Source organism: Paenibacillus sp. FSL H7-0323 (genome assembly GCF_038002725.1).
Classification (GTDB): Bacteria; Bacillota; Bacilli; order Paenibacillales; family Paenibacillaceae; genus Paenibacillus_AQ; species Paenibacillus_AQ odorifer.
The window spans coordinates 1,096,853-1,119,178 of the sequence record NZ_JBBODB010000001.1 but is presented as its reverse complement, the minus strand read 5'-3'; the positions used below and the strand labels follow the sequence as shown (position 1 = coordinate 1,119,178).

Below are 22,326 nucleotides of genomic sequence, written 5' to 3'. Positions count from 1 at the left end.
ACCCCTTCAATTATACCGATATTTTCTTACGCAATAGATATAAGCTGTACCAAAGCGAACCTCCAGCAATAATCACTATTAATCCGAGACAAGCACCTATGATCTCTCCGGGATAGAAGTAGCTATCATATCTGCTATAACCCATAAGATAGGGTATTGAGGCTAATCCAGCCAGAACCGCTAAGTATAATATGATAAAGCCGATCCCTTTCAGTCTGTAGCTCCGCTCCATTAGAATCGCTGTGAACAAGACGATCAAACCCGTAATGCCCAGTCCATAATATAGAACAAACTCAGAAAAGTAGGGCGGAACCAGAACTTTAAGCACAGTAGGATACTTCAAATAATCAAATACCGAGATGTTCCGATATAGTTCAGCAGGAAGAATCGACTGTGCTATCAAACGCTCCAGTGGCACAAGGACAATTTGCAGGGCAACAAGTCCAAATGCGAATAGCAAGATCGTAACCAGCTTGGCAAAATACAAATTCGCCCGATTGGATGGCAAGGTGAGCAGGCGATATACTATCGTATTTTTACCTCTCCAGTCACGGTACCAGATGAAGCAGCTATATATTAGCAACACTGTTGTGCTCAAAAATATGGGTCCGAAATATAGAAGTCCATTATAGCGAGCATACAGCATACTGTTTAGCTGAATATATCCAGTCACATTGTGATATTGCTCAAGCGTCCATTGATTCACTCTCATTGCCTCATTCGCAGAATCCAGCCAATGATTAGCACCGATGGTGACTGCTGCAAGCTGCAAGGCAACTGTCAGCACCATGAGTCCAATATATATTTTGGCAAATCGCTTCATTTCAAAATTCAATAGCTTCACAAAAGCTCTCATTTCATGTACACCTCTCTCATTACGTCCGTAATGGACTTACCTTCCTGCTCGCGAACTTCTTCACAGTAGAATTCACGTTCTACCTTCCCATGCTGTAGCAAGACCGCTTTATCAATTAAATGCTCAATATCGTTAATTTCATGAGTTGTAATAATCACACCACGATCCTCGATCAATTCACTCGTGAACACATCAGTAATTTGCTCGCGGCTGAACATATCAATTCCCGAGAACGGCTCGTCCATTAGGATGTAATCACAATCCAAGGCAAGTCCCAGCAACAAATTCACCTTCGCAGCCATCCCTTTCGACAATGAGGATACGCGATCTGAAGAGCTCAGTCGGAAGAACTTAAGCATTTCCTTTGCACGTTCAGCGTTCCAATTCCGATAAAAGTCAGCCATAAAGCTCAAGCAATCAGCAATTCGCATATTAGAGGGCATCGTTAACGAATCTGGAATGAAAGTGATTTTCTCATACATCGCAGGTGTTAGTGATACATTATCGATTAAAACTTCCCCTTTGAATGGTGTCAGTCCCATGATGGACTTCAGCACTGTTGACTTCCCGGCACCATTGATTCCGATCAGGCAGGTAATCTCTCCCTTGGCAGCAGTGAAGCTAACGCCATTTAGTACCTTCTTGAATCCATAATTCTTTACCATCTGATTCACTTGGATCATCTTGTGTCACCACCCTCTGGAGATAACTTGCGCTCGGATGTATATTTTGTCTTTATGATCTCTACCAGTTCTTCAACTGGAATTTGAATATTCTGAATGGAGCTGATGAATATATCCACTGCACTTTCGATTAATTCAGCTCGAATCGAGTTTAGGATTTGCTGATCCTGTGTAATTCGGCTCGGGGAATTCCCTTCTGTTACGATCAAACCCTGTTCCTCCATTTCCTTATATGCCTTCTGCGCCGTGTTCGCATTAATCTTCATTACTGATGCCAGTTCACGCCGTGAAGGAATTTTGTCTCCCGCTCCGATTTGCCCTGTGGCGATCTGTTCCTTGAAATGACGCACAACTTGAATATATACCGGCTCACGAATATTAAAGCTGACGCCTGATTTCTGTTCTTCTGTCATACAACCAACTCCATATACTAAGTGTGTGTACTAAGTGGTTCATACATCTCATTTATGTACTATACGTGTAATACACTTTTGTGTCAATAGTTCAGATTTGAGCAAAAAAAAAACTGCCTCTCGGCAGCTCCTTTATTACTAAAACACCTTTTGATTAAAAACATGTTCTTTTCCACCTAAACCCAGTGTATCTGCTGTTGTAGTGTGAATTTTCTGCAGAAGCACGGGATTATCCATTAGTGACAAGCCATAAGAAGGAATCATTTCTTTTATTTTGGGTTCCCATTCTTTTATATATTGAGGGAAACATTTGTTAAGCACTTCAAGCATCACGTGAACAGCCGTAGAAGCTCCAGGGGAAGCCCCTAACAATGCTGCGACCGAACCATCAGCGGCACTAATAACCTCCGTACCAAATTGAAGTGTGCCTTTGCCAGCTTCTGTATCTTTGATAACTTGCACACGCTGACCAGCTACAACAAGATCCCAATCTTCAATTTTGGCATTGGGGATAAACTCTTTCAGTTCTTCCAAACGTTTTTCTTTCGATAACAGCACTTGTTCGATCAGGTATTTTGTTAATGACATATTTTTAGCACCTGCCGACAGCATTGTTATGAGGTTATCCGGTTTCACAGAAGTTATTAAATCAAACATTGAGCCCGTTTTTAAGAATTTAGGTGAGAATCCGGCAAATGGTCCAAATAGCAGTGATTTTTTATTGTCGATAAATCTTGTGTCTAAGTGCGGTACGGACATTGGAGGGGCTCCAACTTTAGCTTTGCCGTATACTTTGGCATGATGCTGCGCAATAACTTCCGGATTATTACACACCATAAAAATACCGCTTACTGGGAATCCACCGATATGTTTTCCTTCAGGAATACCGGATTTCTGCAGTAAGTGCAGACTTCCTCCCCCGCCACCAATGAACACAAATTTCGCTGTATGTTGTTCAATGTTACCGCTGGCATTTCTGATTTTTAGATCCCATAAGCCAGCACTGTTGCGCTTCATACTATTGACACTATGTTTGTAGTGAAGATCGACGTTTTTACTCTTTAAATGCTCAAATAAGATACGCGTTAAAGCACCAAAGTTAACATCCGTTCCAGAGTCAATTTTTGTAGCCGCAATGGATTCGTTCGCAGGACGATTTTGTATAATAAGCGGAATCCATTCCATCAGTTTTTTAGAGTCAGCGGAAAATTCCATCCCTTGGAATAATGGATTTTTTGAGAGCGCTTCAAATCTTTTCTTTAAAAAAGCTATATCCTTCTCCCCTTGCACCAAACTCATATGAGGTAACGGCATAATAAAGTCCTGGGGAGTATGTATCAGCTTGCGATTTACAAGATAAGACCAAAACTGCATCGAAAGCTGAAACTGTTCATTAATCTGAATAGCTTTGCTAATATCTATAGATCCGTCTGGCTTTTCAACAGTATAATTAAGCTCACAGAGCGCCGCATGCCCGGTTCCTGCATTATTCCATTCATTAGAGCTTTCTTCCCCTGCTTTTTCAAGCTTTTCAAATACTTTAATTTTCCATTCCGGTACTAATTCCTTCAAAAGTGTTCCTAAAGTCGCACTCATGATTCCGGCACCAATTAAAATGACGTCTGTATCAGTTGCACTTTTGCCCATTATTACCATCCTTATCCCCTGAATTTTGCAGAAAGGATGTGGGCGCTCCTTCTTAGGCGTCACACCTTTTCTGTATCAATTATAACCTTATCATGTCGTATTACAATTATTTATAAATTTAATATCTACTATTATATGAAAAAAATAAAATATTTAAAAGCTTGTAAAAAAGATAGAAATAAGTCCTCAAGATTTATGGAACAAAAAAAGGCTGCATCATGCCCTGTTCTCATTGTAGACAATTCCGTTTTGATAGCCCAACCCCACTATTGTTTTTTGAATTTCCTGATCTACTTTTCTTTTAAAAGTTGCAAACTCTATTGTGGTTAAGCCGATTGGAAGCTCTTGTTCTATAAATGAATCAAAATCGATCGCCGTTTTGAAAATACGAAGCTTGTGCAGAAAAGGTAATTGCTCCATTCCCGTCAAATGAGCCAATGTTTTGCAATTCATAATCGTTAGCTCTTCCAGTGCCTTCATCTGCTGATCAAAGTTAATCTCACGTAGCTGGATTTGATCTTCAATCACAAGCTTTTTTAACGCACGAAAAACCGAAATATTACTCAGGTCATGAAAGCCACGGACTCTACAAATTTCCAGGCTCTCGATTTCATTTTCTTCGATGTCCTGAATATGTTCTCTGCCTCCAAGTAAAATACGTAGGTCTTTCAATTTCTTTAGCCGATTAATAAAATGTAAGGGTTTATTGCTGATGGAGTGCAGCGCGAGATAGGTAAGATCCTCCAGATCTCCAATAGCATCAAGGTTTTTAACCTTACCTATAACATGCAACTGTTCTAAACGGGAGAATTCTTTTAGGTATTCCAGATTAAGCATCTTTTTCTCCGAGCTAATATTTAAAATACTTAGAGACCGTAACGTATCTATACTCAGAATTTCCGGATTTTCAAGCTCATATATCCCCACGCTCAGACTATACAGGTTATTCAGCTTAGCCAATACGTTCGTGTTATGTGCCTGGTGAAGACAATTCAGCAGCAGCATTTTAACATTTGGAATCTGCAGGAGTGTCTCACAATCAAAGGATACAGAATAGTGGCCATAAAAACGCACTCCAAAATTTTCATCAAAACGCGCGCAAAGCTCATTTACTTCATCCAGAATCGAACCATAGGTCGATGGATCAGAGAACTGGACAATAACTTGGTTGCCGCTGTACAAGTCTTGCTGAATCTGAACTGGATCTAATGAAATAGGATCATTGATCAGAATCCTTCTTTTCCATGTAACACTCATTCCTAATCCCTCCTACTTGCCGTTAATCATCAGTGTATATTTATTGTAAATCTACGAATTACTTACCCAAGAACATAATTACATAAATCAACCCCATGGACAAGCTACCAAGGAAGGTTACAGGTTATTTAGAGTTTCGTTGATTTAGGAGGATTGAGTACAAGTGTTTTACATTAAAATACAATAAGCTGTATCATTCGTAGATTACTCTACTTTTGATACAGCTTATTTATTATTTATTCAGCCTTCTGCGATGAACTATAAATCCCCGCCACCAACTCCAGCGCTTTTATCCCTTCAGCACCATCCAACCAAAACTTTTGGCCCCTGGCTACATGCTCATAGAAGTCCTCAATCAGTCTCTTATGCCCGGTGCCCCAATAGGATTTACCTTCCGTGGCACTGAAACTAGGCTCGCACAGCAAGGTTTCCTTTCCATCCTTCCAAAGATACAAATGATCTCTGCGGAGGTTGATAGTACCCTTTTCAAAAACTAGCTCCAGCTCCACTGGAGAATTCTCCAGATAGGTATTTGTACCATAAAAAAGCCCCCTGACATTACTAGTGAAATCGATGCAGGCATGGGCGGTATCTTCTACCTCTATGACCCCATTTAGCACATCCGTGGTAATACTCCCTTTCACCGATGCCACCTCTCCACCAAACCACTGAAGTAAATCCAGTGTATGAATGGTTTGGTTAATTAGCAGACCTCCACCTTCCGTAGACCAGCGTCCTCTCCAGTTACTATCGCTATAATAACTTTCGCTACGGTGCCAGGTCACGATTCCTTTCATACAGAGCAGCTTCCCATATATTCCTGAGTCAATCACCTGCTTAATATACATCGAGGCATCATTATAACGGTTCTGAAACACCACACCAAGCTGACCTGTGCTTTGCTGTGCGGCTTCAAGTATTCGTCTGGCTGAAGGAAGATCTGCCGCCATAGGCTTTTCGGTAAGGACATGTTTTCCTGCTTGTAACAACTCCGTAGCCATTTCTGCATGTAAATAATGAGGCGTACAGAGATGTACAACATGAATACGGTCATCCTTCAAAATTTCTCTATAATTATTAGTGGCTTGGCAGTCATATTCATTAGATGTCTGCAATGCTTTGTCAGCATCAATATCTGCAACCGCAAGTAGTCTCACACCATCGATGCCTGTTAAGGTTTTTGCATGAAGAGGGAAAATGGCTCCGCATCCAATAATGGCTGCTCCAAGTTCTTTCATCTATATTACCCTCCGTTCATCATTCCATCGTTATCTGAGTATTGCTGGGGTTAGATTGATCGCTTGCTCTTGAGCCTTCAGACATAGCTCGGCAGCTTTGAACACATGGGTCTGTGTCATCGCCAGCTCTGTCCGATTCAGACAGTCAAGGATTAGCTCACCAAAGAAAGGAAAACCAACCTTTCCTGCTACATGCTCATAATGTTCCCCTTCCCCATTGACCCAGTACACATGATCCGGTGTATTTGAACGACTTATATCAGTATATTTACGCAGTTCAATGTATCCTTCAGTCCCCATAATCATCGTGCGCCCGTCTCCCCAAGTGCCCAGCCCATCAGGGGTAAACCAATCCACGCGAAAATATTGTGTTGCCCCATTGTCCCCTACAAGAGTAGCATCACCAAAATCCTCTAATTCGGGATAAGTCGGATGATTGTAATTGGCCACTTTACTATGAATAACCGAAGCATCCTGACAATCTGCATAATACAAAAATTGTTCTATTTGATGACTGCCTATGTCACATAGAATCCCACCATATTTCTCCCTTTGGAAAAACCATTCCGGCCGGTTAGGAGCATTTAGACGATGTGGCCCTAATCCAATGACTTGCAGGACACGGCCAATAGCGCCTTGTTGAATCAGCTGCCCCGCATAGATAGCGCTTTCAACGTGAAGGCGTTCACTATAGTAGACCATATATTTCTTATTGGTTGCAGCTGCCATTGCTCTAGCGGATTCAAGCTGTTCCAGGGTCGTAAAGGGGGCTTTATCCGTAAAATAGTCCTTACCATGAGCCATTACTCTATTGCCTAAAGGTCCTCGTTCAGATGGAATTGCGGCCGCTGCAATTAATTGTACTTCGGGATCTTCCAGAACTTCTTCCATTGATCCGGCAGCTTTGACACCGGGATATTTACTAATAAAATTTCTGACCTTTTCCTCGTCCGGATCGTATACCCATTTCAGCTCTGCCCCTGCCTCAACCAGTCCGTTACACATCCCGTAAATATGACCGTGATCTAGGGCAATAGCGGCAATGATGAATTCCCCCGGCTTCACTACGGGTTTGGATTCATACGTTGGTGCATAGGTCATCCCATTTTTTCGATTCATAGAAACCCTCCTCCTATTAGTATTACTCCATTCTATAAGGTATCAAGAAGATACCGCAGACTGATCTCCAAGCTTTCAAAAGGATCACGGCGGCAAACATCCTGCTCCACTACGAACCATTCAACACCCGTTTCGCGACAGACATTGATAATTTCTTTATAGTTCATATTCCCTTCACCGATTTCAGCAAAGATCTGTTTTCTATTAACAATCGCCATATCTTTTAAATGCACTACCTGCATTCGACCTGCAACTTTGCGTATCCATTCGGCTGGACTCCCTCCGCCCGCTTGAACCCAATATAAATCCAGCTCAAAACCAACAGCAGGATCAGACTCAGTGAGCAGAATTTCCATGCCAGTCAATCCATCAAACCGTTCAAATTCAAAATCGTGATTATGATAAACAAATTGCAAATCATGTTGTTCTTTTAGTGTAACTGCAATGCCCGACATCAGCTTGGCGAATTCACGGTAACCTTCTTGCCCCGTACGGAATTTTTCCGGTAAACTTCCTAGTCCAATATTTTTGCAGTTCCACAGCTTATGTTCAGCGGCTAAAGCATCCAAATCGCTCACTAGCCGATCCCAAGACACATGGGTTGCACATATTGCCAGACCTGCTTCATCCGCATACTCTTTTACGAGCTTCGGATCGATTGGCCCGATGCCTGAAATCTGAATAGCTTCATAACCCATAGCAGAGACCTTTTGAAAAGTAGATCTTATATCCTCCGCAGTTTTAGTAAAATCACGTAATGTGTACATTTGAGCAGCAATGGTTGAACGATTCATAGGATCTTTCCTCTCTGATTAAAATTTAATGAGTTCCCTTAACATCAAAGGTTTGGGCGGCTGTGGTTTCTTTGTTGAAGTTAGAATTCTCCACCTTTTCCATGAGCTTCTCATAAAATAAATCTTCATCAATCGGTAACTCCACCCAATCGTCGGTCCAAGCCGATAAATACATCCCATTAGATAGCGTTAGACCGTGAATGCCTTCCTCACCCGGAGCTAACAATTTCTCATCGTGTAGAATGGCATTCGTAAAGTTCCGCAAAATTCCTTTATGCTGTTCCCCGCCACCCTCTTCTACAGGAATCTCACATTTCCAACATTCTGGACTGCCGAATCCTCCCGTAAACTCTGCATTGAATTGCGGCTCCGCCGTGCGTAGACGCCAAAAGGTTAATTTCCCGTCTTCCACTACGATTTTTCCATGATCACCAGTAATTTCGAAACGGTTAGTTCCCGGTGCTTCACCTGTTGTGGTGATAAAAAGCCCTGTCGCACCATTTTCATATTCCACATAAGCGGTTACATCGTCTTCAACCTCAATATTGCGGTATTTACCAAAATGACAAAATGCTCTGATCCGCTTAGGCATCATACCTGTCGTCCACTGCCATAAATCTAGTTGATGAGGATCTTGATTCAGCAGCACCCCGCCACCTTCGCCTGCCCATGTAGCCCGCCAACCACCAGAGTTATAATAGCTTTGTGATCTGTACCAGTTGGTGATAATCCAATTTGTGCGGCGGATTTCGCCTAGTTCACCAGACTGTATGAGATCTCTAAGCTTTTGATACAAAGGATTCGTCCGCTGGTTATACATGATTCCGAATTTACGATCAGACTTTGCTGCAGCTTCGTTCATCTGCTTAACAGCTTTGGTATAAACCCCAGCCGGTTTCTCTACCAATACATGATATCCATATTGAAAAGCCTCGATAGCTAAAGTTGGATGATCATAATGTGGAGTACAGATTAATACTGCATCTATGAGATGAGACTCATATAACTCTTGGGGTGTTGCAAATTTCTGTACACTTTCCGGTAAATGCTCTTCTGCCCATTTCAAACGTTCTTCCCTTACATCACATACAGCTGCAAGCTCAGCATCTTTAATATGATTCAACAGACTTTGTGCATGTGCACTCCCCATATTCCCAATTCCAATAATGCCATACCGTACTTTATTCAATCAGATCACTTCCCTATTTGAGGTTATGTTATGAGAATATACTTAATTAATAGACATGAACATGAGCGAAACTAAGCATTATTTGCACAATAATAAGATGATTTAGTTAAATTAATTCGTTATAATAAGGATAATCAAGTCATAGAGGAGCTAGATGATGAATAATCCAGGTAACCTTACCGGCAGATTCCTCCAGAATCTTACCGTAAAAGTGACTCATGCCCAACTAAGAAGCGGATATAGCGGGTGGAATCGTACGTTGGAAACTCCAACCTTTAATCGGCTGTATTTTATTGACCGCGGTGAGGGAAAAGTTATCATTAACGGTGTTACTTATTATCCGAGAGCTGGTCAGCTAATGATCATGCCCGCAGGAAGCACTCAAACTACAGAGACGTCAATGAATGATCCCTATACACGCTATTTCTGCCATTTTGATGCTGATATTGGGGAGTGGCCCTTATTCCATTCGGCAAACAAACTGTTTATCTGTGATGCGCCCAACCCAGATTCCGTACGGGTTATTTTCACAGAAATGATCGAACAGTTTCAAAAAGATGATGTATTGTCCATTCTGCGTACTCAGGCGAACGTCCTCAATCTAATTGCTACTTGTCTTGAATCGAACGAGAATATCAAAACAGACTTTATGCAAGAATTTATACATACGGGGGATCAAGGAAAGCTCGCCTATGTGCTTCAATATATTGATGAGCGGCTGGATAAACCCATAGAAATAGAAGAGTTAGCAGAAATTGTCCACTTACATCCGAACTATTTCATCCCCTACTTCAAGAAATTTATAGGGGTTCCCCCCATGCATTATGTACAATTGAAAAGAATGGAGCATGCTAAAAGACAGCTTTCTTATAGCAATTTCAGCATTTCAGATATCGCGGAGCAAGTCAGTATGGAATTAGCCCATTTCTCTAAATATTTCAAAAAGACAATAGGAATCTCCCCTTCTGCCTATCGTAACAGCACTAAGTAAATTTATTAGGGAATGTCTTAATCTATGTGATGAACTATAATAAAAAGGCTCTAACCTACAATTTTGAGGTGGTGAACGATATTCTTATCAGAACAGCATCTATAAGCGACATTCAAGAGATAGCAAGACTCTCAAGCCAGCTTGGATATCCTTTGAATATCGAACAATTAGGAGAAAGACTACAAGAAATCGGAACACACAAAGATCATACTGTATATGTAGCTGAATCAGATCACCAATTGGTAGGATGGATACATGCGACCGTTCGAATCTTACTTGAATCTCCTTCATTTATTGAAATCGGAGGTCTTGTTGTTGATCAGACTTGCCGCGGAGAAGGAATTGGCAGACAGCTTGTAGAAACCTGTGAACGATGGGCAATCCAAACAGGGTTTAGCAAAATTAGAGTACGTACCAATCAAACCAGAGAAGATGCTGTACAGTTCTATAATCATATAGGATTTTCGCCAAAAAAATCACAGCACGTACTTGATAAGGAACTTTAATCACACTCAGGACTTTTAGGGAGGTTCAATGGTTATGATAGAATTAACTTTGCATCCAGCATTAGAAGGAAAAATCGCTGTGATTACCGGAGGAGCCGGTGTATTATGCCGGGTTATGGCGCTAGAGTTAGGTCGGCAAGGAGCTAAAGTCGCGATTCTAAATCGCACCGCAGCTAAGGGAGATTTGGTTGCCGCTGAAATTACAGCCGCAGGCGGTCAAGCGATTTCACTTTCCTGTGATGTTACAGATCAACAGAGTGTTATGAAAGCCGCAGAAGCTGTTAAGAATCACTGGGGTCCTTGCGATCTATTAATTAACGGTGCTGGCGGAAATGATTCCTCAGCAAATACGACCCAAGAGATTTTCAAAAATGATGATCTGGAGAACCCGGACATATTTACTTTTTTTGACCTTAGTGTAGATGGATTTCGCAATGTGATGGACCTTAATCTGATTGGAACATTGATCCCAACCCAAGTTTTTGCCAAGCAGATGCTCGGCAGAACGGGCACATCTGTTATTAATATTTCATCCATGAGCGCACCTTCTCCAATGACCAAAGTACCTGCCTACAGCGCTGCCAAAGCAGGAATTAATAATCTCACCCAGTGGCTCTCCGTTCATTTCGCTGAGTCTGGTATACGTGTGAATGCCATTGCCCCTGGCTTTTTCCTTACTAAACAAAATGAGAAGCTGTTGGTTCGTGAAGATGGCGAGCTTACAGACCGTTCCCAAAAAATCATCTCTCATACTCCAATGCGCCGCTTTGGACAGCCGGAGGATCTGCTTGGCACACTACTCTGGTTAGCAGATGAAGCAATGTCAAGCTTTGTGACCGGAGTTACCGTCCCCGTTGACGGTGGATTCTTGGCTTATTCGGGAGTATAGACTAATCTAATGAGGGATTACAATGATTGTAGATCCATTACGCGTATTCGTTACTGTAGCTGAACTGAGTCATTTTTCCAAAGCAGGAGAAGCGCTGAATTTATCTCAACCCGGTGTCAGTCTGCATATCCGGAATCTTGAGAATGAGCTCGGTGCTAAACTCCTGCATCGTTCTTCTAAACAGGTTAGATTAACAGAAGCCGGCAGTATTCTTTATAAACACGCCAAACAAATATTGGCTCATTTCGATGAAGCAAGTCAGGAAATCCATATGCTTCAGGACGAAGTCACTGGGAGTATACATATCGGCGCTAGTTTTACTATAGGTGAATATATTTTGCCGGCAAGACTTGCTGATTTTGCCAATCAATATCCGCAGGTCAAGCTGCAAGTGACGATAGGCAATACTGAGGAGATTATTGGAGGCGTTAAATCCAACGAACTGGACATAGGGTTTATTGAAGGTGAGGTCCATGAGAATGATCTGAATGTCACTCCTTATATGAAAGACGAGATGATTATGGTCGCTCCTGCTACCCACCCTCTGTCAAAAGCGATTTCTGTGGAGCAGAGCATGTTGCAGGATCAGGTTTGGGTGCTTCGGGAGCACGGCTCGGGTACACGAGCTTTCAGTGATCATTTCCTACAGGAGGAAGATATATCTGTTAAAAGATCCTATGTCTTCAACAGCTCTCAAGGTGTTAAAGAAGCTGTAGCCTCTGGCCTCGGAATCGCCATGCTCTCCAGATGGATTGTACGGAAGGAACTAGAAAGCGGTGAGATCAAAGAGCTGCCAATCAGACAACATCATCTGGAAAGGCAATTCTCAATCATCCGACATCAAGAATGTTCTTCTTCCTTAGCTACCGATGTCTTTATAAAAAAGCTACTTGTCTTTAGAAAAGACAAGTAGCTTTTTTTCTTCCACACTATGAAATTATACTTGATGTTCAACCAAATGCCCGTCTTCCAGATGCAGAACGCGGTCACACCATTCGAGCATCCGTTCATCATGAGTGACCATTACCGCTGCTTTACCTTCACTCTTCACCTCATCAGCGATCATGCGTACAACTTCTCTTCCGCGTTTGAAGTCCAGACTGGCTGTCGGTTCATCTGCAAAAAGAATCGCTGGTTTATTCATCCATGCTCTAGCGATAGCTACACGCTGCTTCTCCCCACCGGAGAGCTGTTCCGGATAATGATTACGCCGTTTCCAGATATCCAGCCGCTTCATCAAATCAGCAGCCCGTTCCTTCGCTTCCTTAGCACTCATTTTCGCCTGCTTGGCTACAAAAAGGAGTTGCTCCTCCACCTTCAAATAAGGCAACAACTGAGCGCTTTGGAACATAAAACCTATCTTCTCTAAACGGAGCTCCGTCAGCTCACTTTTACTTTTATCTGTAAATGATTCCCCATCTATAAAAATTTCACCACTAGTAGGTGTTAGAAGTGCACCAGCCGCTGAAAGGAATGTACTTTTCCCTGTTCCCGAAGGTCCAAGGACAGCAACGAATTCCCCTTCATTAACGATCAGATTCAAATTGTTCAGCACAGACACCGTTGTATCGCCATCACCGTAGTTTTTGGTTACTTGCTTCATGATTAGTTTTGCACTCATGCTCCAGCCCTCCCAATAGCTTCTAATGCATCTACTTTTGCCACTTTAGCGACAGAAATTAGTGATCCTAAAAGAGACATCCCAACGAATAAACAGCTGGTTAAAAGAATGGTGGAAGGCTCCAGTTGGAATGGCATCGAATCAGGCAGAACCTTATTCATCCCAAAGGTAAGCAGTAAGCTAATGCAAAGACTTGAAATAGCTAAAATCATAACCTGCCCTACCACACTCCAAGCCAAGTAAGACATTTTGGTACCCATCGCCTTCAGAATACCAAACTGACTAGTTTTCTGAATCGTAATGACATAGAAGAATACTGCCAGAACAAACGCTGCGATCACAAACAGGAAAACAATCATCATTAGCAGTGAACCCTGCTCTGCCGAGTAGCCCGGAATATTGGAAATAGCTACTTTTTGCGTAATGACCTCTACATCTTTTACATTCGTTGAAATCTTATTTACTTGATCAGCATTCGCATTAAGGGCAATCACATTAAACGGTACCGACGAAGAGGTTTCTTCTCCTTGGTTAACCCCCTGCTTCATAGCTTGCCAATCCTGATTGTTGATATAAACTACTGGGGTATGGCTGTAAGAGCTATCCTCAACAAAACCTGCGACAGTAAATTCCATCCCGGTCGCCTGATCACGAATGATACTGCCAAGTTTAATTCCTGACTGTTCCAGGTCACGATCAACAAGGACTTTACCGTTTGTCTCATTCGTAATCTTGTCACCTTCAACTACTTTAGGAGCTAATAACCCATTCATATCTACTGCAAAAAAAGTAATATCTGCTTTTACGTCTGCCTCGTTAGCAGTGACAGTGCTCATCTGCATTGCAAGTGAAGATGCATTATTGTCTCCAACTACTGCACGTACATTCTGGAGCTCCGCATCTGTTAACTGAGAACGTCTAAAGGTCTGATCCGCATCCCCTTGCACTACAAAATAATTCGCCGGCATGTTCTCTACTGCAGAGATATTTGCATAAGCTAATCCTCTGGCTAGTCCCGTGACGAAAAGTACAAGAAAGGAAACCAATAACATGATAACCATAATTAATAGGTATCTGGCTTTAGAATGTCGCATTTCCCTTAAGGCTAAAAACATATTACCACTCCTTCTAATCTGTATAGTCACAGTTTAGAAGATGAAAATGAACGGAGTATGAATAATGAATTACAAAAGCGGAAGTGTAACTGTAAAGGTAGTCCCTTCACCCAAAGTACTGGTTACTTCAATGGTTCCGTTATGCGCTTCTACGATTTTTTGAGAAATCGCAAGTCCAAGTCCGCTGCTATGGGTTTCATGTGTTCGTGCTCGATCTACTTTATAGAAACGATCAAAGATTAACGGTAACTCCTCGGCTGAAATGCCTTCACCCGTATCAGACACAGAAACAATACAGTTCTGTTCCACAAGCTTCGCGGAAATCATAATGGAACCCTCAGCAGGTGTGTATTTTATGGCGTTGGAGAGCAGGTTCATCCATACCTGGAACAATAGATTTGGATCACCTAGAACGCTGATATCTGCAAGATTCAAACGCACGGCCAGTTGTTTCTCTGTTAATCTCCATTCCATGATTTGTACGACCTGTCTTAGTTGTGCACGCAAGTCTGTCGACTTTTTCTGTATGGAATTAGGATCATAATCAAGCGAAGACAAGGTAAGCAGCTGTTTGCTTAGCAATGAAAGACGATGGCTTTCTTGGTCAATGATATTGAGATACTGTAACCGTTCATCCTCAGGTAAGGTTGAATCTTGTAACGCTTGGGCAAATCCCTGAATTGATGTTAATGGCGACTCAATTTCATGTGATACATTAGCGACAAATTCCTGACGTGCCCGATTTGTTCGTTCCAGCTCCCGGCTCATAATCATAAAATGGGAAGCTAACTGACCAATCTCATCACGCCGCCACGTATTCAATTTGATATCGTATCTGCCTTTTGAGATCCGTTTAGTGGCCGTCGTCAAACGTGTAATAGGTCTAACTACATGCAGTACGCTAATCATTACAAAGCCTAAGCTAAACAACACGGTGAACCCAATGATCACAGCAAAAAAGACGCGCAGCTCACCGAATTGTACTTCAGCATCCGGACGCATAAACAAAGCATACGTCTCATTGTTTACTTTTACAGGAACACCAATTGAATTACGCAGTTGATTATCAAAAAATCCGGTAATAAATGCACTGTCCGGGAAATCCGCAACCCCATGATAAATTTGCCCATTCAGAACCTTCTCTAGTTGCTGCTCATCCAAATCTTCTTTTCTAAAGGGCTTACCGTAGAATCTTGATTCCCCTTCAGCATCTGTTAAATAGATTTTATAACCCAGCTTGGCTATACTCCGCAAATAATCCTCCATTGTCTCCGGATGTGATTCTGCGAATTGTTGAACCTCGATAGCCATTCCGGTAAGTTTGGCATCGTTCTGAGATTTAATCTGGGCTTGATAGTAAATATTAGACACCAAAAATCCAAGAAGGCTACTCACCACAATTACTGAACAGAAGACAATACACATCCGGACATACAAGGATCTCATACGTTAACCATCTCCAATTTATAGCCAATGCCTCGAACGGTTCGGATCACAAAATCTTCCTGATAATCTACGAAGCGCTGACGCAAACGTTTGATATGTACATCGACTGTTCGCTCATCCCCTTCATAATCCATGCCCCATACCAGTTCAATTAACTCACTACGTGTATATAACCTGCCTGGATATTGTGCCAATTGAGCCAGAAGCTCAAACTCTTTTACCGGTAGCAGCAAAACCTCATCACCATCGGTTATTTCATAATTTTTGCGGTCAATAACTAGAGAATTTAATCGAATCCGATCATCTGAAGCAATGGAATAGCGGCGAAATAACGCTTTGATTCGAAATAGCAACTCTTCAGGCTCAAAAGGTTTCGTTAGATAATCATCCGTCCCCCGCAAATAACCTTGCTCTTTATCACTCAGCTGCTGACGTGCTGTCAATAAAATAATCGGAATATCATACGTTTCTCTAATATGCTGACATAGCTCTAACCCATCTACATGTGGCATCATTACATCTACGACCGCTAAATCCGCAATACTGTCCTGCAATTTATGTATCGCATCTCGGCCATCACTGGCCTCCATCACCTGATATCCTTCCCTTGTTAGTACATGTTTTAATAATGTTCGAATATTCACATCGTCATCTGCTACTAAAATCTTCTTCATCATTTACACTCCCTGAATAATGGATGAACTCATAGTAACAACTTTATAACGATAGAACAACTAAAGTCAGATCAAACAAAAGGCTTGATACTCTCTCTAAGTGTGGTAACCGGCCGCTCCATCAGTCTCTCCAGATCTTTTGATGTAGAAGCAGTATCTATCTTCGCTAAAAACGAATAAATCCAATGCTGAATACTTGAATCCTGGCGAAACGTAATTTTTTTCCCTGATAACTCTGATAATACATCAACTAATTCGTTGAAGTCCCAAACGTTGGGTGCAGCTAGTTCGTAGACTTGGTTCATATGTCCATTCGTTGTAAGAACCTTTGCCGTAGCTAAAGCGAGGTCCTCACGAGTGACTGAATTAAACTGCCAGTTCCCTGGATAAGTGGGTAGCTCGCCGCTTTCCATCGCTTCCTTCAACCCAAGCACACCCACAAAATCTATATACAAAGCGTTACGTAGAAACGTATAATCTATCCCTGATTCAAGAATCATCTGCTCAGTTAGTAAATGGACATGATAAGAAGGAATCGGACCTTTGGGTGGAAAGGCAAATCCAGTATAAAGCAGATGCTTCACATTGGCCTTTTGTGCTGCATGAATGACCTGAGCATGCTGATATAATCTGATCTTATCATCGGTATGAGAGCTGGAGATTAAAAGTAACGTTGTGACCCCAGTAAAAGCTTCAATCAGCGTATCTAACTGGTCATAATCGCCAAAACGGACTTCGAACCCTTTTCCTAAATAATTAACAGCTTTCTCTGGCTGACGAACACAAGCAATAACTTGACTAGCCGGAACGTACTTCTCAAGCTTCTCCATAATTAAGCTGCCTAATTGACCTGTGGCTCCTGTAACCATAATCGACATACATAACACCCTTTCTGTTATTCCAATGTACTCAGTTTTTGCAATAAAAAGATAAGTTGATGAAGCTCCTGATCATTCAGATTCTTCATTCTCTCTGCGACAGCCTTACGATTCTCTGGAAGATGCTCCAGAAGTAATTGCTGGCCTTCAGTCGTAATCGAAATGACGCTTTTTCTGCCATCCTTGGTATCATTCGAACGGGTTATTAATCCATCTCGCTCCAATGGTGTTAACAGCATGCTTATATTAGCTTTGGTAACTCCAATAATGTGAGCCAATGTAGAAGGCAGAATCGCACCTCCCTGTTTAGAGATCTCCACCAAGATACGAATTCTTGCTCCATTCAATCCTTTCGACTGCCAATATTTCTCAGAAACAGAAACTAAATTTGCAGTAGCTTCAACTAATGTAAAAAATGCTTTGGTATGCAATGGCTGATTCAGCACAAACTGTTGTAAATGATCCATATTCTATAATTCAGCTCCAATATAGTTAAGTCCTTAACTAATTTTAAACATACTACACTCCCCATGAGTTGTCAAAAAAAAGAAGCTGCCTCACCTGGCAGAATAAATCTGCTGATGAAACAGCCTCTAAATAAACTCACTTTAGATTAACACCGTTTTTGTGGAAACAGGCTCTTCACTGTATTTTTTAGAACCCTCCAGCATAACCTCCAGCTTAATGATCTCCGACCGGCTAGCTAAACGAATTGGGGGTCCCCATGTTCCATATCCTGACGACACCACTACATGCAAATTGTCCTTACGAAGATATCCCCAATCCAGCTCGAACAAACGTTTAGTGATCCAGTGATTAGGAGCAATCTGTCCTCGGTGCGTATGACCAGAGAGTAGAACGTCTACCCCAGCTTGAGCGGCTACGTCGAAGCCTGTAGGCTGATGATCCATCATAATCACAGGACGTGTAAGATCAAGTCCTTCGAGCAAGGTGCTTACACTTTGTCTGCCACCAGCTTCCATCGTCTCGGCTGTCTTGTCTTTTCGGCCTACAATATACGTTCCTGCGACTTCTTCAACCTCATCTTGCAGGACCTTGATCCCAATACTACTCATCAAATCGGTATATTCCTTAATTGATCCACCATAATATTCGTGATTGCCCAGTACTGCGTAGACACCATAACGAGCTTTTAACTGTTTAATCTGTTCACTCATACTATTGCGGATAAAAGGTTCAATGCTGTCATCCAAGACATCTCCAGCCAGCAAAATCACATCGGGTTGCATCGCGTTCATTTGTGCCACCATTTTTTTGAGATGACGATTGCCCACGATATTCCCTAAGTGCAGGTCTGAAGCAACCGCGATCGTTAATGGCGTGCTGGTGCCAATAGATTTATCAATAGGTATGGAATGTGTGCGGATCACGGTACTCCAGGCGTTGATTGAACCCCAGACCAGAAAGACTGCCAGTAATATCAGAATTGTCCCGCCCGCTTCTGCAATGTAATAGGTACGATTGATTCCTGACCATCCCAGTATCACATATAATAGGTCTGCCAAAGGTAACATAATGATTGCAAATTCCATACACGCTAAATAATACGATCCAATCACTTTAAAGAATCTGGCGATCGGTTTAACCGATTTTGGCCATGGGATCATTCCAATGACATACGCAAAAGCGATCAGCATAAATAATGTCCAGAATACTGCTGACGAAACACCTGAAAACCATTCATGAATAAGTAACCAGCCGTGATAGCCAATGTAGAAATTAACAAGACCCAGAATGAGCAGCATAGCAAATCCTGAAGCTAACATTCGTAATGTTTTCATCGTTTCTCTCCCCTTTACCTAACTACTTCTCTACTTCTTATCTCAAATCATAACACAATCCGTTAACCCAGTATAAACTGCAATGCGGTGTTCGGAAAACATCGGAACTAAAAAAAGAAAATGCCCATCGGCATCTTCTTTGGAGGTTTATCTTATATCGCTTTATCACGTGTGGCCATACATTGACCAATCAGCTTATCGCATTTATTGATGTGATTTATCAGCCAGTCTGTTAACGTTCGATTAAGCTTGATGGTTGAGAGTACGGATACTCCCTTTGTTTTGACCGTTTCTTCCAATTCGAGAACTGCCTTCACGAAATCAGCATGCGTCTGACGATGTTCAGCTAGTTCAGGGAAGTTGATCTCCTCCATCAGCTGCTCTTCATTACTGAAATGTTCAATCGTGTATTCTTTTAAGAATTTCAGTGTTTCCTCAATCTTTTCTTTCCCTTGCTGATTACTGCATGCTTCAAAGAATTCGTTCAATTTCGCTAACAACTGTCTGTGCTGGCAGTCAATTTTTTCTACACCGATATCATATGAATCTTTCCAAGCGATCATGAAATCACCATTCCGTTTCTTGAAAATTACATTTTAATTTTATTTTCCACCTTTCTCCACAAAAGAACTATTAACAACATCACAGGTGCTTATATTCAACCATTAGCTGTACATATGGCACCTACTGATAAATCTCTACTTCATCACGGGTTCGATATGTACAAGTACATTGGAAACTTGGTGCCGGTCTTTTAACTGTTCTTCAATTTCTTCCGTAATATCATGACTCTGCACTACACTTAGCTGAGAATCCACTAGCACAGTTGTGTCTACTAATACGTTATTCCCATGGATACGGGCTTTGATATCTTTTATGGATTGTACACCATCAATTTCTGCCACAGTTTCTTTCATATGTTCAAGCTCTTCCGCATCAAATCCGTCCGTCAGATCATGCGTAGCTTTGCTAAAGATATCCCATGCCGTCTTACAGATGATTAGTCCGACAATGATGGCTGTAAGCGGGTCAAGCCAAGGAACGCCCAAGGAGGAAGCCACAATTCCGATAAAAGCGCCCACGCTAACTATAGCATCTGATCGATTATCCAGTGCTACTGCCCGCATTGCGTTACTGTTAATGGCACGGGCTAGCCTAATATTATACATATAGACAGCCATCATAACTACAGCACAGCCCACTGCCGTCCACGCCGCTATGAGATCAGGACTTTCCAGTGCTGGTTGAATAAATTTGTTCACAGCTTGGTACAAAACTTGAAGCCCTACCGCAATCATAATGAATGAAGCAATTAATGAAGCCACGGTCTCCGCTCTAAAATGCCCGTAGCTGTGGTTCGAATCCGGCGGTCTTCTGGAAATCTTCAGGCCAATTAGTACCGCGATAGAAGCAATAATATCTGTACTGTTATTCAATCCATCTGCAAGCAACGCTTGAGATCCTGAGACCGTACCTATGAACAGCTTGATAGCTGATAAAAAGATATAAGCAACGATGCTTAGCCAAGCTCCTTTTTCGCCTTGTTTAATGTCGTTATAAGTTTCCAAAAAAAGAACCCCCAAAGAATAGTATTGTTCTATACTACACTTTGAGAATCGGGTGGGTCTAGAGAAACAGTGTTGCTACGGGGCGCAATAGTTCCCTCTGTCAAATAGAGTTGCAAGGTCGTAACTGTTTTGCAGGACGCAACATAGTTTGCCCCCGTTCAACTTTGCTTCCATTCTTCTGGAATAGTAACTTTTTGCTATTTTTATTGTCTAATTATAGTAATGACTAATTCAAAGGAGCGTGGAGTGATGATTCAGTCTTTGCCGAAGAAAATTGTTACATGTTTAGCTATAGGGAGTATTTTAATTCCAATAACAAACAGTGGATCAATGTCAGTCATTTCTGCAGAAAAAGCAATTGTAAGCCTAAGTAACACTTATTACAGTGAAGTCACAGCCCCGATCCTAAAACCTGTTTGGTCAGCACAACTCGCCATTTTAAAAAAAGACAGAATCACCGGACAGGACATTACAGCACTCGCGGAAAACGGGAAGATCTTTGCGTTGCAGCGCAATGAAAAATTAACCGCAATGAATGCGGCAACAGGCAAAAAAATATGGGAGTTCGGAAGTGGATTAGCGCCGCTATTCACGTACAGCAATGGATTTATCTACGGTCTGACCCAAAGCGGCTCCCTATATGCCGTTAATGAGGCAGGTAAAAAAGCATGGTCGGCTTCCATAACACTCCCCAAAGCTACAAATATACAGCGTTTAGGATCTACTATTTATGTTACTCAAGAGGAACAATTAGCAGCAGTTGACGCCGTAACCGGAAAGATCAAATGGAAGGCTGTAGAGAAAAGCAATAACTTTACAGGCTTATCAGAGGTCATGGAATCAGATGGGGTCGTTATTCGCAGCTATCTGTCTCAAGGGGCCTTAACAACTGCTGGACTCGCCGCTTATGACAGTCTGACAGGAAAAAAACTATGGGACCAGACCCGGCAGTGGATGCCGTTAGCAGTGAAGGATGGGCTCCTCTACTCTATCACGAATACATTTATGATGGATGATGACCCGGTAAATCGAAAAGTCAAAGTATCCGTGTTCAACATAAAGACAGGTGAATTAAAAGGAGAACGTTTATATAAATGGACAGATACCGAGAATAAAGATGGTGTGTACAGTTATAATGGGATGAATGGAAACGCGTTTTTGGATGGAAAGGACTTTTATATCTTTCAGGGCAGTAAGTTTGTGAAATATGATTTCTGGAATTATTCTGCAGAGGGTAAACCGGTGCAAACCTGGGCCTCGATGGTTAAAGAAAAAGACTCTCCATTGAACCAAGTTTATCAACTAAGAATGTTATTTCAAAATCAAGATAAAGGTACTTTATCCGCACTGAAGCTAGGAACCGGCCAGCTTGTCGACCTCAATATTGGAGAGAATCCAGTGGTACAGACGGATCTGTTCGGAAACGTGGTTTATAGTGGACAATCTGACGGCCTATTTCACGCTTATGACATGTTAACTCTAAAGCCTATTTTCACTGTGAACACAGGCTCTCGTAACTTTGTCCCTTCCCTTAAAACTGGAGGGATGCTGATGATTCGGACGGATAATAAGCTGCTCGCGATTAAACTTCCTACCTCTATAAAATAAAACAGCCTGATTTCTCAGGCTGTTGGGCTTCA

23 protein-coding genes are annotated in these 22,326 nt (G+C 41.9%); 5 read left to right on the top strand and 18 right to left on the bottom strand.

From position 1 onward, the window contains the following. Window positions 1-10: 10 nt before the first annotated feature. The 9 genes from MHH89_RS05350 to MHH89_RS05310 all read right to left on the bottom strand — a co-directional run bounded on the left by MHH89_RS05350 (window position 11) and on the right by MHH89_RS05310 (window position 9,196). On the bottom strand, window positions 11-856 hold the full coding sequence (locus tag MHH89_RS05350) for a hypothetical protein (RefSeq protein WP_076280706.1): 846 nt from the start codon (window positions 854-856) through the stop codon (window positions 11-13). Next, window positions 853-1,539, bottom strand: coding sequence for an ATP-binding cassette domain-containing protein (locus MHH89_RS05345; protein ID WP_076280707.1), 687 nt, complete (start codon window positions 1,537-1,539; stop codon window positions 853-855). Before MHH89_RS05345 ends, MHH89_RS05350 begins: the two co-directional genes overlap by 4 nt. Further along, window positions 1,536-1,952: a GntR family transcriptional regulator gene (locus tag MHH89_RS05340; RefSeq protein WP_076129346.1), complete on the bottom strand. Its 417-nt coding sequence runs from the start codon at window positions 1,950-1,952 to the stop codon at window positions 1,536-1,538. Before MHH89_RS05340 ends, MHH89_RS05345 begins: the two co-directional genes overlap by 4 nt. A 138-nt stretch (window positions 1,953-2,090) precedes the next feature. Further along, on the bottom strand, window positions 2,091-3,599 hold the full coding sequence (locus tag MHH89_RS05335) for a malate:quinone oxidoreductase (RefSeq protein ID WP_076129345.1): 1,509 nt from the start codon (window positions 3,597-3,599) through the stop codon (window positions 2,091-2,093). A gap of 216 nt (window positions 3,600-3,815) precedes the next feature. Then, window positions 3,816-4,856, bottom strand: a complete 1,041-nt coding sequence (locus MHH89_RS05330; RefSeq protein ID WP_076129344.1) for a hypothetical protein — start codon at window positions 4,854-4,856, stop codon at window positions 3,816-3,818. A 236-nt stretch (window positions 4,857-5,092) separates the two neighbouring features. After that, complete coding sequence (locus MHH89_RS05325; protein WP_076280708.1) at window positions 5,093-6,094, bottom strand: Gfo/Idh/MocA family protein; 1,002 nt, start codon at window positions 6,092-6,094, stop codon at window positions 5,093-5,095. Window positions 6,095-6,124: 30 nt separating this feature from the next. Beyond that, the gene (locus tag MHH89_RS05320; RefSeq protein ID WP_076280709.1) at window positions 6,125-7,213 is read right to left on the bottom strand and encodes a Gfo/Idh/MocA family protein; all 1,089 of its coding nucleotides are present in this window, start codon (window positions 7,211-7,213) and stop codon (window positions 6,125-6,127) included. A gap of 32 nt (window positions 7,214-7,245) precedes the next feature. Then, window positions 7,246-8,007, bottom strand: coding sequence for a sugar phosphate isomerase/epimerase family protein (locus MHH89_RS05315; protein ID WP_341086502.1), 762 nt, complete (start codon window positions 8,005-8,007; stop codon window positions 7,246-7,248). A 25-nt stretch (window positions 8,008-8,032) separates the two neighbouring features. Then, window positions 8,033-9,196, bottom strand: coding sequence for a Gfo/Idh/MocA family protein (locus tag MHH89_RS05310; protein ID WP_076280710.1), 1,164 nt, complete (start codon window positions 9,194-9,196; stop codon window positions 8,033-8,035). Between the two features lie 154 nt (window positions 9,197-9,350). Here MHH89_RS05310 and MHH89_RS05305 point away from each other — a divergent pair, with 154 nt between their 5' ends. The 4 genes from MHH89_RS05305 to MHH89_RS05290 are packed head-to-tail and all read left to right on the top strand — an operon-like array spanning window position 9,351 to window position 12,495. Further along, a complete protein-coding gene (locus tag MHH89_RS05305) occupies window positions 9,351-10,187 on the top strand; it encodes an AraC family transcriptional regulator (protein ID WP_305953559.1) in 837 nt (278 codons plus the stop codon). A gap of 29 nt (window positions 10,188-10,216) precedes the next feature. Beyond that, window positions 10,217-10,693 (top strand): GNAT family N-acetyltransferase, encoded by a 477-nt coding sequence (locus MHH89_RS05300; protein WP_076129380.1) that lies wholly within the window; start codon window positions 10,217-10,219, stop codon window positions 10,691-10,693. 34 nt (window positions 10,694-10,727) lie between these two features. Further along, window positions 10,728-11,582 carry an SDR family oxidoreductase gene (locus MHH89_RS05295; protein ID WP_076280711.1) on the top strand — a complete coding sequence of 285 codons (855 nt, stop codon included), beginning with the start codon at window positions 10,728-10,730 and terminating at the stop codon, window positions 11,580-11,582. Window positions 11,583-11,604: 22 nt separating this feature from the next. Continuing rightward, window positions 11,605-12,495: a LysR family transcriptional regulator gene (locus MHH89_RS05290; RefSeq protein ID WP_036678189.1), complete on the top strand. Its 891-nt coding sequence runs from the start codon at window positions 11,605-11,607 to the stop codon at window positions 12,493-12,495. 24 nt (window positions 12,496-12,519) lie between these two features. Here MHH89_RS05290 and MHH89_RS05285 read toward each other — a convergent pair whose 3' ends face one another. The 9 genes from MHH89_RS05285 to MHH89_RS05245 all read right to left on the bottom strand — a co-directional run bounded on the left by MHH89_RS05285 (window position 12,520) and on the right by MHH89_RS05245 (window position 20,686). After that, window positions 12,520-13,203, bottom strand: a complete 684-nt coding sequence (locus MHH89_RS05285) for an ABC transporter ATP-binding protein (RefSeq protein ID WP_076280712.1) — start codon at window positions 13,201-13,203, stop codon at window positions 12,520-12,522. Continuing rightward, the gene (locus MHH89_RS05280; protein WP_076280713.1) at window positions 13,200-14,318 is read right to left on the bottom strand and encodes an ABC transporter permease; all 1,119 of its coding nucleotides are present in this window, start codon (window positions 14,316-14,318) and stop codon (window positions 13,200-13,202) included. The genes MHH89_RS05285 and MHH89_RS05280 overlap by 4 nt, the downstream gene beginning before the upstream one ends. Window positions 14,319-14,387: 69 nt before the next feature. Continuing rightward, a complete protein-coding gene (locus MHH89_RS05275) occupies window positions 14,388-15,764 on the bottom strand; it encodes a sensor histidine kinase (protein ID WP_076194281.1) in 1,377 nt (458 codons plus the stop codon). Beyond that, window positions 15,761-16,438, bottom strand: a complete 678-nt coding sequence (locus tag MHH89_RS05270; protein WP_076129334.1) for a response regulator transcription factor — start codon at window positions 16,436-16,438, stop codon at window positions 15,761-15,763. Before MHH89_RS05270 ends, MHH89_RS05275 begins: the two co-directional genes overlap by 4 nt. 71 nt (window positions 16,439-16,509) lie before the next feature. Further along, window positions 16,510-17,316 (bottom strand): NAD(P)H-binding protein, encoded by an 807-nt coding sequence (locus MHH89_RS05265; protein ID WP_076280714.1) that lies wholly within the window; start codon window positions 17,314-17,316, stop codon window positions 16,510-16,512. A gap of 17 nt (window positions 17,317-17,333) precedes the next feature. Then, window positions 17,334-17,783: a MarR family winged helix-turn-helix transcriptional regulator gene (locus tag MHH89_RS05260; protein WP_076280715.1), complete on the bottom strand. Its 450-nt coding sequence runs from the start codon at window positions 17,781-17,783 to the stop codon at window positions 17,334-17,336. A 141-nt stretch (window positions 17,784-17,924) separates the two neighbouring features. After that, a complete protein-coding gene (locus MHH89_RS05255) occupies window positions 17,925-19,118 on the bottom strand; it encodes a metallophosphoesterase (protein ID WP_076129331.1) in 1,194 nt (397 codons plus the stop codon). 152 nt (window positions 19,119-19,270) lie between these two features. After that, entirely contained in the window at window positions 19,271-19,681 is a 411-nt protein-coding gene (locus tag MHH89_RS05250) for a bacteriohemerythrin (protein WP_051491008.1), read from the bottom strand. A 135-nt stretch (window positions 19,682-19,816) separates the two neighbouring features. Next, window positions 19,817-20,686, bottom strand: coding sequence for a cation diffusion facilitator family transporter (locus tag MHH89_RS05245; protein WP_076129330.1), 870 nt, complete (start codon window positions 20,684-20,686; stop codon window positions 19,817-19,819). Between the two features lie 249 nt (window positions 20,687-20,935). Between MHH89_RS05245 and MHH89_RS05240 the strand changes: the two genes are divergently transcribed. Then, on the top strand, window positions 20,936-22,294 hold the full coding sequence (locus tag MHH89_RS05240; protein ID WP_341086498.1) for a PQQ-binding-like beta-propeller repeat protein: 1,359 nt from the start codon (window positions 20,936-20,938) through the stop codon (window positions 22,292-22,294). The last annotated feature ends 32 nt before the right edge of the window (window positions 22,295-22,326 follow it).

Coding starts and splice junctions, on each gene's coding strand:
- MHH89_RS05350 (WP_076280706.1), bottom strand. CDS start 856: ATGAGAGCTTTTGTGAAGCTATTGAATTTTGAAATGAAGCGATTTGCC.
- MHH89_RS05345 (WP_076280707.1), bottom strand. CDS start 1,539: ATGATCCAAGTGAATCAGATGGTAAAGAATTATGGATTCAAGAAGGTA.
- MHH89_RS05340 (WP_076129346.1), bottom strand. CDS start 1,952: ATGACAGAAGAACAGAAATCAGGCGTCAGCTTTAATATTCGTGAGCCG.
- MHH89_RS05335 (WP_076129345.1), bottom strand. CDS start 3,599: ATGGGCAAAAGTGCAACTGATACAGACGTCATTTTAATTGGTGCCGGA.
- MHH89_RS05330 (WP_076129344.1), bottom strand. CDS start 4,856: ATGAGTGTTACATGGAAAAGAAGGATTCTGATCAATGATCCTATTTCA.
- MHH89_RS05325 (WP_076280708.1), bottom strand. CDS start 6,094: ATGAAAGAACTTGGAGCAGCCATTATTGGATGCGGAGCCATTTTCCCT.
- MHH89_RS05320 (WP_076280709.1), bottom strand. CDS start 7,213: ATGAATCGAAAAAATGGGATGACCTATGCACCAACGTATGAATCCAAA.
- MHH89_RS05315 (WP_341086502.1), bottom strand. CDS start 8,007: ATGAATCGTTCAACCATTGCTGCTCAAATGTACACATTACGTGATTTT.
- MHH89_RS05305 (WP_305953559.1), top strand. CDS start 9,351: ATGATGAATAATCCAGGTAACCTTACCGGCAGATTCCTCCAGAATCTT.
- MHH89_RS05300 (WP_076129380.1), top strand. CDS start 10,217: ATGAACTATAATAAAAAGGCTCTAACCTACAATTTTGAGGTGGTGAAC.
- MHH89_RS05295 (WP_076280711.1), top strand. CDS start 10,728: ATGATAGAATTAACTTTGCATCCAGCATTAGAAGGAAAAATCGCTGTG.
- MHH89_RS05290 (WP_036678189.1), top strand. CDS start 11,605: ATGATTGTAGATCCATTACGCGTATTCGTTACTGTAGCTGAACTGAGT.
- MHH89_RS05285 (WP_076280712.1), bottom strand. CDS start 13,203: ATGAGTGCAAAACTAATCATGAAGCAAGTAACCAAAAACTACGGTGAT.
- MHH89_RS05280 (WP_076280713.1), bottom strand. CDS start 14,318: ATGTTTTTAGCCTTAAGGGAAATGCGACATTCTAAAGCCAGATACCTA.
- MHH89_RS05275 (WP_076194281.1), bottom strand. CDS start 15,764: ATGAGATCCTTGTATGTCCGGATGTGTATTGTCTTCTGTTCAGTAATT.
- MHH89_RS05270 (WP_076129334.1), bottom strand. CDS start 16,438: ATGAAGAAGATTTTAGTAGCAGATGACGATGTGAATATTCGAACATTA.
- MHH89_RS05265 (WP_076280714.1), bottom strand. CDS start 17,316: ATGTCGATTATGGTTACAGGAGCCACAGGTCAATTAGGCAGCTTAATT.
- MHH89_RS05260 (WP_076280715.1), bottom strand. CDS start 17,783: ATGGATCATTTACAACAGTTTGTGCTGAATCAGCCATTGCATACCAAA.
- MHH89_RS05255 (WP_076129331.1), bottom strand. CDS start 19,118: ATGAAAACATTACGAATGTTAGCTTCAGGATTTGCTATGCTGCTCATT.
- MHH89_RS05250 (WP_051491008.1), bottom strand. CDS start 19,681: ATGATCGCTTGGAAAGATTCATATGATATCGGTGTAGAAAAAATTGAC.
- MHH89_RS05240 (WP_341086498.1), top strand. CDS start 20,936: ATGATTCAGTCTTTGCCGAAGAAAATTGTTACATGTTTAGCTATAGGG.